A 13466-nucleotide genomic window follows, 5' to 3' on the forward strand; every position below is an offset into this window, starting at 1 on the left:
TCCCATGTGGGCATCCGGTGCATGCAAGGGTCTGCCGTGCGGACGCGCCTCAAAGGGCGCACAAGAATATAGCTCCCGGCAGCATCGCGGCCAGGAGCTCCAAATTGCTACACGCGATCACGGAGTGTGGGGAGACCCCCGACTGCCTGTCTTATCCGCGAGTCCACGAAAACCGGATCGACGGCAGACCGAAGCCGCGGCGCTGCGTATCGCGGGTCAGCGCCTGCGTCGGCATCGCCAGGCGAACCGACGGTGCGGGAACCTGGATGGTCCGCAGGAACGAGATGGCCTCGCGGTCTCCCCCAAGGGCGGCGTTCAAGAGATGATCGGCATCCCCTTCCGCGCGATTGCGGGTCGCGAGCCGGCTCTTTACCGCATCGACCACTACGTCGTCGGAAAGATCGGCGCGGCCGATGATCGCGCCGAAGTTCATGTCGCTCGGTACGGTATGATCGGTTGGGAGATTCGTCATGTCGTACTGGTCCATTGATATAGCCACGTTTCGCTTACAATGCGCTGCAGCATGGAAAGTTTCACACGAAGTTCGACCGGTTGGGAGTCTTCGCGTTCGATTTCGAGGGAGAGCCGCCATCCGCCGTCCGGCAGACGCGAAACGCTGCTGTCCAGAAGGCGGGCGTTCGACGGAATGTCGATCTGCGGATCGATTTTTGCGTCGTCGGGCAGATTGTGGATCGTGCCGCCGGTGAAGTTGATGGCGAAGCGTCGGCTGCTCGGATTGTCCCCGGCCTCGGCCGCGTTGCCGCCGACCCCGACATAGGTGCCGGAGATGCGGGCCATCAAGGTCGGATCCTGGGTGCCGAGGCCCCATCGCATCCGGTAGCTGAATTCGATCGGCTTGCCGGCGACCGCCTTGGCTTCGGGAACCCAGAAGGCGACGATGTTGTCGTTGACCTCCGAATTCGTCGGGATCTCGACGAGTTCGACCGTGCCGTTCCCCCAGTCCCCGATCGTCTCGATCAGCAGGGACGGGCGCAGGTCGTAACGGGCCTCGGTATCCTGATAGTGCGAGAAGTCGCGATCGCGCTGCAACAGGCCGAACGCCTTGGGGCTGCTTTCCTGGATATAGGACAGAGCCAGCGTCTGCGGGTTTTTCAGCGGCCGCCAGATCTCCTCGCCGGACGCACGGACGATGTAGAGCCCGTCGCTGTCGTGCACCTCCGGGCGGAAGTCCTCGTGATCGGAATGGTCGTTCTCGCCGAAGAAGTACATCGAGGTCAAAGGCGCGATGCCGAGGCGGGTGATGTCGGTGCGCGGATAGAGCCGGCAGGTCGTCTCGATCGTCGTCGTCTGCCCGGGCGTGATGACGAAGAGATACGCCCCGGCAAGGCTCGGGCTGTGCAACTCCGCCATGATGCGGATCGCGCCGTCCGAGGGCTGCGGCTGATCGATGTAGAAGGCCGAAAAGCGGGGAAACTCCTCGGTTTCCGAGGTTGCGGTGTTGATCGCCAGGCCGCGGGCGGAAAGCCCGTAGCGCGACCCGGCGCCGAGCGCCCGAAAGTAGCTCGCGCCGAGGAAGGTGACGAGTTCGTCGAAATAATCCGGCCGCTGCAGCGGCGCGTGGATGCGAAAGCCGGCGACCCCGTCGACCTTCAGCGACTGGAATGCGCTCGGATCGAGCGGCGGGCGATATTCGAAGTCGGACGCTGCGAAGACATGCTGGCGGTAGACCCCGCCATTGCCGATGAAGATCCGCGTCGTGTCCTTGAACACCCAGCCCGGATAGAAGGCCTGGAGGTGGAATTCCCCCGGCTCGGCGCGCCAGAGCGCCTGCTCGGGCCGGAAACGGATTGCCCGGTGCTGGTCGTAGCTGAGATTGGCCACCACGTCGGGAAGCGTGGCGTCCGGCGCCGCGTAGGACTCGGATGCCCGTTTCTCCATCGCGGCCGACAACGTGTCGAACGTGAAGGGCTGGTCCTGCGTCCCCACCGTCGCCTCTCCGGCCTCGGGGGTCGGCTGCGAAGCCTCTTGAGCCGCCGCCTTGCCGGCACTCCAGAGGGCCGCACTGCAGGCGGCTGCGACGCCCAGCTTGAGGGTCGACCGGCGCGACGCGATACGCGGACTTTTCACGGCAAACATCTGGATTTGGATTTCATTGACGGTCGGAATGCGGGCTCAGGATATCTGCAAACCCGGCTATTTGATAGCGGTATTGCGATGCAGCATCAACTTTCCTCGCACGCTCTCATCCTGGTCCGCGCGTCCTTGTCGGACCATGCGCCCGAGATCATGAACCGTCGATGAATCGATAGCGCGAAATGCTGCGATAGGTCTCGCCCGGCAAAAGCAGCGCGGAGGGAAAACCCGGTCGGTTCGGCGCGTCGGGCCAGACCTGCGGCTCCAACGCCAGCCCGCCGAAGGCCTCGATGGGGCGGCCGTCGGCGGCGACCTGCCGGCCGTCGAACTTGTGGCCGTCATAGACCTGCATTCCCGGCTCGCTGGTCGACAGCTCCAGCGTCCAGCCGCTTTGCCCCGCTTCGAGCCGGACCGCCGGGCGCAGGGCCGTGCTGCGCTGCGATCCGATGCAGAAATTGTGGTCGAAGCCCTCCGGTCGTTCGGACAGGGGACGCGGATGGCGGAAATCGAAGGCCGATCCGCTCACCGGCGCGATTTCTCCGGTCGGCAGCGTGGTCTCGTCGATCGGCAGGTAGTGGTCCGAGAAGACCGTCAGGCGGTGGCCGAGAACGTCGCCGGCGCCGTCGAGGTTGAAGTAGAGATGCGAGGTGAGATTGACGATCGTCGGCTGCTCGGCCGTCGCCTCGTAGGCGATTTCCATCTCGTCGCCCGCGAGAATCGTGAAGATCGCCTTCGCCTCGAGGCGTCCGGGAAAGCCCTGATCGCCCTCCTCGGACGTCAGGGCGAGGACGAGTCGGGAGGCCGTATGGCGAGCGGGCACCCACCGCCGTGTCGAAAATCCGGCAGGGCCGCCATGCAGCTGGTTCGGCCCGTCGTTGATCGGCAAGGCATGGGAGCGGCCGTTGAATTCGAAGCGTCCGGCCCCGATCCGATTGGCGAAGCGGCCGATGCTCGCCCCGACGAAGGATTGGTTTGCTGCTCCGTAGTCTTCCTTCGGCAGCGAGAGGACCATCGAGTGTCCGGCGCCTCGGGGCGTGACGCTGGCGATCGACGCGCCGAGCGCGAGGACCTCGACGGCCATGCCGTCCTTCTCGATCGTGAAGACGTCTTTATCGCTCACCTGATCGCTCGTCCGTTCCGCCATAAACGACGAGGCTAGATAGGTCGCCCGTCGACGAATCGACAGTGACGGAACGGGCGATCCGCATTTTCCGACGAGCGAGGGCGCGTGACGAACGACCTCTTGTGAAGCGACCTCTGATGGAAGGTGTCGGGCGTCAGCGCAGTCGCCGCAGCCTCTGGGTGAGGATGTCGCCGGCGCGATAGAGCGACTCGTCGAGGACCGCGATATCCTCCGGGGTCAGCGCCGCCGTCAGGTCGGCCTCCAGCTTCATCCAGATCTCGCGCACCTGACGCTGGGCCTCGAGGCCCGCGGGCGTGAGATGCACCATGGTTCGCCGGGCGTCCCGGGCATTGGCCGAACGGGACACCAGACCCCGTTCGATCAACCTGTCGAGCATCTTGGAGACCGTCGACGGCCGGACCGCCAGCAATTCGGCCAGCGTCGAGACGTTGACCGGATTTTCGATCTCGAGTCGGTCGAGCAACTGGTCCTGGCCAGGATGCAGATCGATTTCGGCGAGCAAGATCGTCAGGAAGGCGCGGGTCGATTTGGCGATCGACAGCAGCGATGGAACGAGAATCGGTGGCGACTTGGTGAGCATGCTGAGACTTTTCGCGATCGTCACGGTGAAAAACTTATCCCGGCATATGCAGCCAATGTTGGTCGGCGATCATTTAAATGCTTTACGAATTCCGACTTGGTTTGCCAGCAAACGCAGCGTATCCGCTCAAGACTGCCGAGCAGATTCCATCACTGCCCATGAACACGCGTCTCCGATGCATGACGACGAGGCCGATCCGGGCCCGCAACGGGAGAATATGGGCGAAAATCTCGCAGGACTATACCGCGAAAGGCTGGCAGGCTTCCATCTCGAAGGTGAGTCGTCCATCGAAACGGGGATGAAATGGCAGGGAGCAGGACTTTGGCGGATGTGAGAGTGATCTGCGCGATCGGTCGGAGCGGCCAGCTCGGTCTGGGCGGCGGGATGCCCTGGGAGGGGCGGACCGAGCGCGCCTTCGTGGAGGATGTCGAGCGGTTCTTCGAGATCACCCGGGGCCACGTGCTGATCGCCGGCCCGAAGACCGTCGCGTCCTTCCCCGACTTTGCCCATGACGAACGGACGATCGTCGCGATCCATTCGAAGGACGAGCCGGAAGAGGTGCTGTCGCGGTTTCCCGGCCGGGTCGTCTATATCGGCGGCGGTCCGGCGGTGTGGACGGCCTATTCCCGTTTCGTCCGCCATTGGGACGTCAATACCGTTCCCTATGACGGCGAGGCGGACACCTGGTTCGACCCGGCCTGGCTGCTCGCCGGCGGCACGGCGCGCCGGGACTGATCAGGTCCGAGGCCGCAGCGCATCGAGCGAAGCCCCGCAATCGCGCGGGTCGCGGCCGCACTCCGCGGCGATGGCCCGGCAGAGCCCCTCGGCGAGAACCTCTGCGGTCTCGCTCTGCGGCAGGGCCGCTCCGTCGAGGCGGGTGACCGGCGCGATCAGCCGCAGGCTGTTGGCGACGAAGAGCGGACGGCCCTTCGCCATTGCCTGGGTGACCGGCGCTTCCTCCGCCGTCAGTCCGAGAGCCTGAGCGTTCCCGAGGATCCATTTGCGCGTGATGCCGGCGAGAACGCCCTCTTCGAGGCTCGGCGTCGAAAGCCTCGTTTCGTCCGCCACGAAGACATTCGCGAGGCAAGTCGAGGCGAGGCGCCCGGCGGTGTTGAGAAACAGGGCGTCGTCCGCTCCCTTCGCTTTCGCCTCGTCGGTGGCGAGGACGGCGTCGAGATAGGCGAGGGATTTCAGCCGCGCGGTCGGCGAGGTCTCGTTGCGCCGGATCGCCGTGGTGACGAGCGAGACGGGCCGAAACATCATGGCGGGGGCGAGAGGCGCGATGCTGCCGAGGACGGTCGGCCGCGGTTCGGCCGGACGGGCGAGGCCGCGCGGTGCCGGGCCGCGGGTGACGGTGAGGCGGATCGACCCGTTGCCGCACCTTTCTGCGAGCGCCGCCATCGCCTCGTCGAGCCGGGCGAGCTGAACCGGAAGCTGCAGGGCGGCGCAGGCATCGGCCAGTCGTTGCAGATGATCCGTCCCCCGAAACACCCGGCCGCCGAGGACGAGGGCGGTATCGAAGACGCCGTCGGCGAGAAGCAGTCCGCGGTCGTTCGCGGCGATGGCGCCTTGGGCGGGACGGAAGGCGCCGTCGAGCCAGATCTCCTCAGGCGTCGCAGTCATGAAACCGCTGCGCCAGGGCGAGGAAGTTGGCGATCATCGTGTCGCCGCCTTCGGTCAGGATCGATTCGGGGTGGAACTGGACGCCATAGGTCGGGTGGGAGCGGTGCGACAGGGCCATGATCTCGCCCTCGGCGGACCGCGCATCGACGACGAGCTGTTCCAGCATCGCCGGTGTTTCCTCGACGATGAGCGAGTGATAGCGGCCGACGGTCGATCCCGGCGGGAGCCCGTCGAACAGGCTCGAGCGATCATGCGTGATGGCGGAGCCGCGCCCGTGCATCGGCCGGATCGCCCGCGTCACCCGGCCGCCGAAGACCTCGCCGATCACCTGGTGGCCGAGGCAGACGCCGAGGATCGGCACCGTCCCCGAGAGCCGCGTGACGAGTTCGCTCGAGATGCCCGCATCCTTCGGCGCGCAGGGTCCCGGCGACACGACGATGGCGTCGGGCAAATCGGCCGCGATGGCATCGACGCTCGCCGCGTCGTTGCGGATCACCGTCGTCTCCGCCCCCTGCCGCACGAAATAGCGCGCGACGTTGAAGACGAAGCTGTCGTAATTGTCGATGACGAGAACCTTCATCGCCGCTCGCCTTCGAAGGCGGCGAAGACCCGCGTCGCCTTGGTAAATGTCTCCTCGTATTCGGCCGCGGGATCGGAGAGGACGGTGATGCCGCCGCCGGCGGCGAGCTTCGCCTCGCCGTCTTCGAAGCCGACGGTGCGGATGGCGATGTTGAGGTCCATCGATCCGTCGAAGCCGACATAGCCGAGCGAGCCGCAATAGGCGCCGCGGGCGATCTTCTCGATTTCGGTGATGATCTCCATCGCCCGGATTTTCGGCGCGCCGGTGATCGATCCGCCGGGAAAGGCGGCGGCGATCAGGTCCGTCGCGTCGCGGCCCGCCGAAAGCCTGCCGGTGACGACCGAGACCAGATGATGGACGGCGGCGTAGCTTTCGAGCCCGCACAGCACGGGCACCTCGACGGAATCGGCCTCGCAGACCCGGGCGATGTCGTTTCGAAGGAGATCGACGATCATGACGTTCTCGGCCCGGTCCTTCTCCGAGGCGAGGAGTTCGGCCGACAGCCTGTCGTCTTCCTCCCGGTCTGCGGAGCGCTTCGCCGTGCCCTTGATCGGCCGGGCTTCCACCGTGTCGCCGGACAGAGACAGGAAGCGCTCCGGCGAGGAGGACGCGATCTTCAGATCGCCGAAGTCGAAGAAGGCGCCGAAGGGGGCGGCATTGGTCCGGCGGAGCCTCAGATAGAGCGCGAAAGGGTCGAACCCGTCCGGAAGCTGCGATCGGAAGGTCTGGGCGATGTTGGCCTGGAAGATGTCGCCGTCGAGAATGTATTCGCGCACCCGCTCGATGCCGGCGCGATACTGCGGCGCAAAGACGTTCGACCGCCAGTCGAAGCCGCGGGGGAAGGGCGCTTCCGCCACGGATCGGTCGAGCGGGGCCGCAAGCCGCTCTTCGAAAAGCTCGAGCCGACGGGCCGCCCGCGTGGCACGGCCGGCTTCGCTCCGTTCCGGATGGCCGGTGGAGACGAGAAAGGCTCGGCCTTCCATGAGATCGAATGCGAGCACGGTGTCGTAGAGGCCGAGGCGGATCGTCGGCTTGCCGGGGTCGAGATCGACGGGCTTCGCCAGTCGCTCCAGGTGATGGGCGAAATCATAGGCGATCATCCCCATCGCGCCGCCCTGGAACGGCGGAAGATGCGGCATCGCCGCCGCCGGATGACGCGCGAGCACGGCCTTCAAAGCCTGAAGCGGCGGCCCCGGAAGGCGCGCACCATCCAGCATCGCGCCTTCCGCGTCGACGGTGAAGACCGCAAAAGGATCGGCGGCGACATAGGAATGGCGGCCGAGCGTCGCGTGCTGCATGGCGCTGTCGAGAAAGGCGAGCGATCCCAGCGGCCGCAGCTTCTCGGCGGCGACTTCGGGCGGCTGAAAGGGAATCTCGCGGCTTTGCATGGCGCCGAATTGGACAGGATTTGCCGCTCTCGTCAAACCGTCCAGCGCTTTCCGGCAGCCGGAAAGACCTCGCCGCCATCACTCGGACCATGTCCGAAGGCGGGACACATCTGATTGATCGCATTTGGCTTTTTCCGCATTTGCAGCAGATTGCCGGATGACGACCCATACCTTTCCGACGACGGAGTTTCCCATGCGCGCTTTCGCTCTTCTTCTCGCCGCCGCCCTGCCGCTCGCCGGCTGCAACGCTTCGACCCCTTATCCGAACGGTTCGCCTTTCGTCGGGGCCCGCGTCTCGGCCAATCCCTATCGTCCGGGCACGCCGCAATTCTGCCGTCAATACGCCCGGCAAACGGCCGCGAACAATTACGAAGGCCGGATCGATCGCGGCGAGGACGGGTTCGGCGTCCGCGCTTTGACGCGCCAGAGCGCGGCGCGCAGCGGCGAACGGGCCTATCGCCGTTGTCTGGGAAGGGGCCGCTGAGGGCTGACTGCGCTGCGGCCGATCGCTTTCGATCGAGGCGAGTTGCCCTTGGGGCAGGTCGGCGGTATGGACGAACGGCACCGTTGCTTGCGAGGCTGCCATGCGTTCGCCACTCGCCGTTCTCCTGCTCTTCGTTTGCGGCCTCCTCGCCGCGCGGCCGGCCGAGGCCCAGTATGCGCAAGGGTGGCAGGCCTCGATCGAGCGCTGGCTCTACGGCCTCGAAAGCCGCACCGCGACGGCCGCCTGCATCGACAGGCTGAAGAACCGGGCGATCACCTTCATCGGCATCGCCGAGGACGAGCCGCGTATCGGCTCGGGCCGGCGGCGCGACCTGAACAGCCTGATCGTCGACGCGATCCCCGGCAAGTATACGCCGCGGCTCGGCCGGGCCTATCGCCAGATGGTCGAGGGCATCCTGCCGCAGCGGGCGGGCGCCGTCGGCAGCGCCGAGGCGCTGCAGAACTTCTTCGGCTCCGACATGTTCCTGACCGTCGAGCCGGAGCGGCGGCTGCCGGAGATTTTGCGGCTCTATCTCGGCCTGACCATCCTCGATCCCGAGACCGGACAGATCTGCGCCACCGAGACCGGGCCGACGCTGACCCTCGATCTCAACCGCCTCGGCACGGCGGAACTCGCCGACACCTTTTCGAGCCGCGAATTCTACGACGTCGACGGGGCGCTGCGCGAGGCCTCGCTGAAGGCGATCGCCCGGCTGCAGCAGCACCAGCTTTTGAAGGACCCGACGGTGCCGCTCGCCTACCGCGTCACCGCCGACGTCGACGCACCGCACTGCCGGCTGGCCGATTCCATCGACGACACGTTCAACAGCGCCTATACCGAATTGTCCGGCGATCGGCAGCGGCGGATCAACGAGACGATCGGCGCGACCTCCTGGCCGCTTCTGCGCCGGCTTCCGCCGGCGAATACCGGCACCGCCGACGGACAGCCGCCCGTCGAAGGCGTCTTCCTCGAGATCGACGTCGCACCGGCCCCGGACGACCGGCTCGCGGACGGCGAGGCGGGCACTTCCAACTCCGCCGTCCTGAAGCTCGACGTTGCGGTGCAGCATTCCAACGGCGCCAATGTCGGGCGCTACGGCTACCGCGTGGTGGTGCCGAAGAGCGAGGTGGCGAACTGCCTGCCGGAGCGCGCGGAGACGGCGGAGGTCGCCGAGACGGCAGGGCCGAAGGCGGACGAGACCGTGCCGCCGCAGCCCGAGCCCGTCGCCGCCTGCTCGTCCGCCTTCGATGCGGCGCGGGCGGGTGGCTCCGTCGGAGCGATCCGGGCGTTCGTCGCGGACAACGTCGCGTGTGCCGAGGAGCGCCGGCTGGCCGATCTCTTGCTCGACCAGATCGCCGCGAGCTGCGCGGCGGAGGCGGACAGCCTCGCCCCGGCCCAGGCGACGGCGCGGCTCGACGTCTGTCTGGCCGAGTTTTCCGGCAGCGTTCGCCACGAGATCGGCCTCAGGGCAGCGCGCGACCGGGCGGTCCTGAGGGAGCGCAGCGCCGCCGCCGAGGCCGAGCGGCAGAAGCGCGAGGCCGAGCTGCGCGACCAGCTCGAAGCCGACTACCGCGCCCGGCTCGAAGAGATCGAGACGCGGCTCGAACGCGAACGCCGCGAGCGCGAGGAGGCCGAGCGTCGCGTCGCCGAAGCGCGGGCAGAGGCCGAGAGCCGGGCCGCGGAAGCCGAGCGCCGAGCGGCCGAGGCCCGGGCGAATGCGGCATCGGCTTCGCCTGGCGACGGCCGCCGTCGCTGCGTCGTCGCCGATCCCTCGCCGACGCCGCTCAACGTCAGGGCCTCGCCTGGCAACGGCGGCAAGGTGATCGGTACGCTGAACGACGGCCACGTCGTCTTCGTCCTGCGCGAATATCCGGGCGGCCGGCCCTGGGCCTATGTCGCCGACACGGTCGGCGGCGGCAGGCGCGAGCTCGGCTGGGTGTACCGGCCCTACATCCGCTGCTAGGCATCTGAGCCGAGATCGATCGGATTCGCGTTTTTTCGGAGCAGCAGTCTTGGGTGAGTCGCAGGCGTCCCGCTTCGTTGCGATCGGGGAATGCATGGTGGAACTGTCCGTCGCCGGCGACGGGCTCTATCGCCGGGGATTTGCCGGCGACACCTTCAACACGGCCTGGCATTTCGCCCGCCATGCGCCGGAAGGATGGCGGGCCGCCTATCTGACCGCGCTCGGCACGGACGAGATGTCGGCGGAAATGCTCCGCTTCTTCGCGGCGAGCGGCATCGAGACGACCGCCGTGCGGCGTATCGCGGGCGCTTCGCCGGGCCTTTACATGATCCACCTGAAGGACGGGGAACGGTCGTTTTCCTATTGGCGGGAAATGGCGGCGGCGCGGCGCCTCGCCGAGGACGGGGAGCATTTGAAGGCGGTCTTCGCGACGGGAGATGCGTTCTATTTTTCCGGCATCACGCTCGCGATCCTTCCCGAGGAGGACCGAGACCGGCTTCTGCGATATCTCGCTGCGGCGAAAGCGAGGGGAAAGACGGTCGCCTTCGATCCGAACATCCGTCCGCGCCTCTGGCCCGAGATGGCGACGGCCTGCGATGCGATCGGATGGGCGGCACGCGTCGCGACGCTGGTGATGCCGAGCTTCGACGACGAGCGCTCGGCCTTCGGCGACGAGACCCCGGAATCCACCGCCGCCCGCTATCACGCGCTCGGCGCGGGCGAGGTGATCGTCAAGGACGGCGGCGGAGCGGCGCGGGCCTCGTGGGACGGCGGCCGCCGGAGCGAGATCGTGCCCGCCGTGCCGCCGGCGAAGATCGTCGATACCACCGGCGCCGGCGACAGCTTCAACGCCGCCTATCTCGCCGCAAGGCTCGGCGGGGCAGCGCCGGCCGACGCGACGCTGGCGGGGCACCGGCTGGCCTCGCGGGTGGTCGGCGGGCATGGAGCGCTGGTGGGGTAGAAGAAGATGAAGGGGGCGACCGAAACTGCCGAATTCATGCGAGGCCCCGCAGCGGATTGAGGATTTCGACGCCGTCGAAATCCTTTTCGTTGTCGGTCACCACGGTGCAGCCATTCACCGCGGCGACGGCGGCAATGATGGTGTCGAGGGCGCTGCGAGGTCGCCCCCGCGCCGTTGCATCCGACATCATCTGCGCCCAGGCGAGGGCAGCCTTTTCGTCGAAGCCAAGCACACGCCCCGCGAACAGGGCTTGCGGCCCTTCCGGGCCGAAGAACCAAGCATCGAGGCGATCGCGTCGCTTGCCCGCGGGTTTCTGCAGAATGCCCCTGCGGATTTCGGCGACGGTCAGGGAGGCAATGAACAGGTCTTCGTCCCGTTGGGCGCCCATCCAAGCGAGGAGGGGCCCGGAAGGCATCTGCTTGGTGACGTTGCTGATGATATTGGTGTCGAGCAGATAACGCATCAGATGTCGGGCGTCCGACCCTCTTCGTGGGAACGGTCGGGGTCGAGGTCTTCACCGACGAGCGGCGAGCGGCGGAGCGCCGCCAGGATGCCGCCTTTCTTCGCAGGTGTCTCGGCAATGGCTTCGGCCACGACTGCGCGCAGATGGATGGCCCCCGGCCCGTCTTCCGCCAAATGCCGGGCCAGGGAGCGAATCAGATCTCGGTCGATATCCCGCCCGAGAACTTCGAAGCGCGCCAGGCCACGCTCGCCGAGGCGTGCCCGATAGTTCTGGATGGCGCGTTTCTGAGAACTGCCCACGGCCGCCTCCCCGATATTTCCAGTAATATAGCCGCGGACGGCATGGACCTCAACGATCGCCGCAAGGAGCGCGCCGATCATCAAGCGATCTGGAAGCACCACCCGGGCGACGACACGGACACCGCCCGCATCGGGTGGATGCGGATGGTTCCGGCCATTGCTGCGGTCGGCCTACTCCGCCGGCTCCAGCGCCGCGTCCGCGTTGCCGAACTCGCGCACGTCCACGAACCGTCCGGCGATCGCCGCGGCTGCCGCCATGGCGGGCGAGACGAGGTGGGTGCGGCCCTTGTGGCCCTGGCGGCCCTCGAAGTTGCGGTTCGAGGTGGAGGCGCAGCGCTCGTAGGGGGCGAGGCGGTCATCGTTCATGCCGAGGCACATGGAGCAGCCGGCCTCGCGCCACTCGAAGCCGGCGTCCTTGAAGATCCGGTCGAGGCCTTCGGCTTCCGCCTGCAGCTTCACGAGGCCGGAGCCGGGCACGACCATCGCCGAGACGCTCGGCGCCACCTTGCGGCCCTCGACGATCTTGGCCGCCGCCCGCAGGTCCTCGATCCGGCCGTTGGTGCAGGAGCCGAGGAACACCCGGTCGATGGTGACGTCGGTCATCTTCGTACCCGGCGTCAGGCCCATGTATTCCAGCGCCCGCTCTTTCGATTTGCGCTTGTTCTCGTCCGGGATCACGGCCGGGTCCGGCACGGTGCCGTCGATGGTGGTGACGTCCTCCGGCGAGGAGCCCCAGGTAACGATCGGCGGCAGGTTCCGCGCGTCGAGCTTCACCACCTTGTCGTAATGGGCACCGGAGTCCGAGACGAGCGTCTTCCAGTAGGCGACCGCCTTGTCGAATTCGGAGCCCTTCGGCGCGCGGGGCTTGTCCCGGATGTAGTCGAAGGTCGTCTCGTCCGGCGCGATCAGGCCGGCGCGGGCGCCCGCCTCGATCGACATGTTGCAGACGGTCATGCGGCCTTCCATCGTCAATTGCCGGATCGCCTCGCCGGCATATTCGATGACGTAGCCGGTGCCGCCCGCCGTGCCGATCTGGCCGATGACGGCGAGGATGATGTCCTTCGCCGTGATGCCCGCGGGGATCGGCCCCTCGACCTCGACGAGCATGTTCTTGCCCTTCGACTGGATCAGCGTCTGGGTGGCGAGGACGTGCTCGACCTCGGATGTGCCGATGCCGTGGGCGAGGGCGCCGAAGGCGCCGTGGGTCGAGGTGTGGCTGTCGCCGCAGACGATGGTCATGCCGGGCAGGGTGAAGCCTTGCTCGGGGCCGATGATGTGGACGATGCCTTGGCGGTTGTCGGCGGCGTCGAAATACTCGATGCCGAAGTCGGCCGCGTTCTTCGCCAGCGCCTCGACCTGGATGCGGCTTTCCTCGTTCTTGATGCCGTTCACCCGGTCCGAGGTCGTCGGCACGTTGTGGTCGACGACGGCGAGAGTGCGCTTCGGCTGGTGCACCTTGCGGCCGGCGAGGCGCAGGCCCTCGAAGGCCTGCGGGCTGGTCACCTCGTGGACGAGATGGCGGTCGATGTAGATCAGCGACGAGCCGCCCTCCTGGTTCTCGATCAGATGGGCGTCCCAGATCTTGTCGTAGATCGTACGGGGCTTCTCGCTGGGCTGGGTCATGGGGTCTCTCCCGGAAGGGCGGATCGTCGGCTCAAAGGCGCGACGGCCGCAAGACATCGGTTCGGATTTCTGATGGCGAAACGGGCGCGCTGCGCGGCGCCCTATCTGCCGCCGGCGACCGTCATGCGGTAGAAGAACCGGCCGGGCAGGCGCGCATGATCGGAGAGCTTGGCGAAGCCCTCGCTGGTCGGCAGTCTGACGCGCCCTCGGGCGCGCGACCATGCTCGCAACAATCCGTTCATGGCGGCGAAAATAACAACTCGG

The 13466-nt window shown here is 67.1% G+C and carries 15 protein-coding genes; 5 read left to right on the forward strand and 10 right to left on the reverse strand.

Features of this window, described 5'->3' with window-relative positions; translation table 11 throughout:
- Positions 1–151: 151 nt before the first annotated feature.
- From LZD57_RS05700 to LZD57_RS05715, 4 genes are all read right to left on the reverse strand, one after another.
- Positions 152–487 carry a hypothetical protein gene (locus tag LZD57_RS05700; protein ID WP_233718391.1) on the reverse strand — a complete coding sequence of 112 codons (336 nt, stop codon included), beginning with the start codon at positions 485–487 and terminating at the stop codon, positions 152–154.
- Complete coding sequence (locus tag LZD57_RS05705; RefSeq protein WP_233718392.1) at positions 469–2088, reverse strand: OpgD/OpgG family glucan biosynthesis protein; 1620 nt, start codon at positions 2086–2088, stop codon at positions 469–471. Before LZD57_RS05705 ends, LZD57_RS05700 begins: the two co-directional genes overlap by 19 nt.
- 157 nt (positions 2089–2245) lie before the next feature.
- Positions 2246–3214, reverse strand: a complete 969-nt coding sequence (locus LZD57_RS05710) for an aldose epimerase family protein (protein WP_233718393.1) — start codon at positions 3212–3214, stop codon at positions 2246–2248.
- Positions 3215–3371: 157 nt separating this feature from the next.
- A complete protein-coding gene (locus LZD57_RS05715; protein WP_233718394.1) occupies positions 3372–3818 on the reverse strand; it encodes a MarR family winged helix-turn-helix transcriptional regulator in 447 nt (148 codons plus the stop codon).
- Here LZD57_RS05715 and LZD57_RS05720 point away from each other — a divergent pair.
- A complete protein-coding gene (locus tag LZD57_RS05720; protein WP_233718396.1) occupies positions 3817–4152 on the forward strand; it encodes a hypothetical protein in 336 nt (111 codons plus the stop codon). The two genes, LZD57_RS05715 and LZD57_RS05720, sit on opposite strands and share 2 nt — an antisense overlap.
- Complete coding sequence (locus LZD57_RS05725; protein WP_233718398.1) at positions 4140–4553, forward strand: dihydrofolate reductase; 414 nt, start codon at positions 4140–4142, stop codon at positions 4551–4553. The genes LZD57_RS05720 and LZD57_RS05725 overlap by 13 nt, the downstream gene beginning before the upstream one ends.
- On the opposite strand, the gene LZD57_RS05730 is transcribed toward LZD57_RS05725, so the two are convergent.
- From LZD57_RS05730 to pabB, 3 genes are read right to left on the reverse strand one after another with little or no spacing between them, the layout of a single operon-like run.
- Positions 4554–5441, reverse strand: coding sequence for an aminotransferase class IV (locus LZD57_RS05730; protein WP_233718400.1), 888 nt, complete (start codon positions 5439–5441; stop codon positions 4554–4556). It abuts the gene before it with no gap.
- Entirely contained in the window at positions 5425–6021 is a 597-nt protein-coding gene (locus tag LZD57_RS05735) for an anthranilate synthase component II (RefSeq protein WP_233718402.1), read from the reverse strand. Before LZD57_RS05735 ends, LZD57_RS05730 begins: the two co-directional genes overlap by 17 nt.
- On the reverse strand, positions 6018–7409 hold the full coding sequence (pabB, locus tag LZD57_RS05740; RefSeq protein ID WP_233718404.1) for an aminodeoxychorismate synthase component I: 1392 nt from the start codon (positions 7407–7409) through the stop codon (positions 6018–6020). Before pabB ends, LZD57_RS05735 begins: the two co-directional genes overlap by 4 nt.
- 193 nt (positions 7410–7602) lie before the next feature.
- Here pabB and LZD57_RS05745 point away from each other — a divergent pair, with 193 nt between their 5' ends.
- The 3 genes from LZD57_RS05745 (at position 7603) to LZD57_RS05755 (ending at position 10817) form a co-directional block, all read left to right on the forward strand.
- Positions 7603–7893, forward strand: a complete 291-nt coding sequence (locus LZD57_RS05745; protein WP_233718406.1) for a hypothetical protein — start codon at positions 7603–7605, stop codon at positions 7891–7893.
- Between the two features lie 100 nt (positions 7894–7993).
- Entirely contained in the window at positions 7994–9856 is a 1863-nt protein-coding gene (locus tag LZD57_RS05750; RefSeq protein WP_233718407.1) for an SH3 domain-containing protein, read from the forward strand.
- Positions 9857–9950: 94 nt separating this feature from the next.
- The gene (locus LZD57_RS05755; RefSeq protein ID WP_233718408.1) at positions 9951–10817 is read left to right on the forward strand and encodes a sugar kinase; all 867 of its coding nucleotides are present in this window, start codon (positions 9951–9953) and stop codon (positions 10815–10817) included.
- A 34-nt stretch (positions 10818–10851) separates the two neighbouring features.
- Here LZD57_RS05755 and LZD57_RS05760 read toward each other — a convergent pair whose 3' ends face one another.
- From LZD57_RS05760 to leuC, 3 genes are all read right to left on the reverse strand, one after another.
- The gene (locus LZD57_RS05760; protein ID WP_233718410.1) at positions 10852–11280 is read right to left on the reverse strand and encodes a PIN domain-containing protein; all 429 of its coding nucleotides are present in this window, start codon (positions 11278–11280) and stop codon (positions 10852–10854) included.
- Positions 11280–11579 (reverse strand): hypothetical protein, encoded by a 300-nt coding sequence (locus LZD57_RS05765; RefSeq protein ID WP_233718631.1) that lies wholly within the window; start codon positions 11577–11579, stop codon positions 11280–11282. The genes LZD57_RS05760 and LZD57_RS05765 overlap by 1 nt, the downstream gene beginning before the upstream one ends.
- A 171-nt stretch (positions 11580–11750) precedes the next feature.
- The gene (leuC, locus tag LZD57_RS05770; RefSeq protein ID WP_233718412.1) at positions 11751–13202 is read right to left on the reverse strand and encodes a 3-isopropylmalate dehydratase large subunit; all 1452 of its coding nucleotides are present in this window, start codon (positions 13200–13202) and stop codon (positions 11751–11753) included.
- Positions 13203–13466 lie beyond the last annotated feature (264 nt).

Origin of the sequence: Jiella avicenniae, from assembly GCF_021390325.1 — a bacterium.
Lineage (GTDB): Bacteria > Pseudomonadota > Alphaproteobacteria > Rhizobiales > Rhizobiaceae > Jiella > Jiella avicenniae.

What these genes read in the sequence shown, in the direction of transcription:
- LZD57_RS05760 (WP_233718410.1), bottom strand. Translation starts at nt 11,280, where the DNA reads ATGCGTTATCTGCTCGACACCAATATCATCAGCAACGTCACCAAGCAG.
- LZD57_RS05715 (WP_233718394.1), bottom strand. Translation starts at nt 3,818, where the DNA reads ATGCTCACCAAGTCGCCACCGATTCTCGTTCCATCGCTGCTGTCGATC.
- pabB (WP_233718404.1), bottom strand. Translation starts at nt 7,409, where the DNA reads ATGCAAAGCCGCGAGATTCCCTTTCAGCCGCCCGAAGTCGCCGCCGAG.
- LZD57_RS05720 (WP_233718396.1), top strand. Translation starts at nt 3,817, where the DNA reads ATGCTGAGACTTTTCGCGATCGTCACGGTGAAAAACTTATCCCGGCAT.
- LZD57_RS05735 (WP_233718402.1), bottom strand. Translation starts at nt 6,021, where the DNA reads ATGAAGGTTCTCGTCATCGACAATTACGACAGCTTCGTCTTCAACGTC.
- LZD57_RS05700 (WP_233718391.1), bottom strand. Translation starts at nt 487, where the DNA reads ATGGACCAGTACGACATGACGAATCTCCCAACCGATCATACCGTACCG.
- LZD57_RS05755 (WP_233718408.1), top strand. Translation starts at nt 9,951, where the DNA reads ATGGTGGAACTGTCCGTCGCCGGCGACGGGCTCTATCGCCGGGGATTT.
- LZD57_RS05730 (WP_233718400.1), bottom strand. Translation starts at nt 5,441, where the DNA reads ATGACTGCGACGCCTGAGGAGATCTGGCTCGACGGCGCCTTCCGTCCC.
- LZD57_RS05745 (WP_233718406.1), top strand. Translation starts at nt 7,603, where the DNA reads ATGCGCGCTTTCGCTCTTCTTCTCGCCGCCGCCCTGCCGCTCGCCGGC.
- leuC (WP_233718412.1), bottom strand. Translation starts at nt 13,202, where the DNA reads ATGACCCAGCCCAGCGAGAAGCCCCGTACGATCTACGACAAGATCTGG.
- LZD57_RS05750 (WP_233718407.1), top strand. Translation starts at nt 7,994, where the DNA reads ATGCGTTCGCCACTCGCCGTTCTCCTGCTCTTCGTTTGCGGCCTCCTC.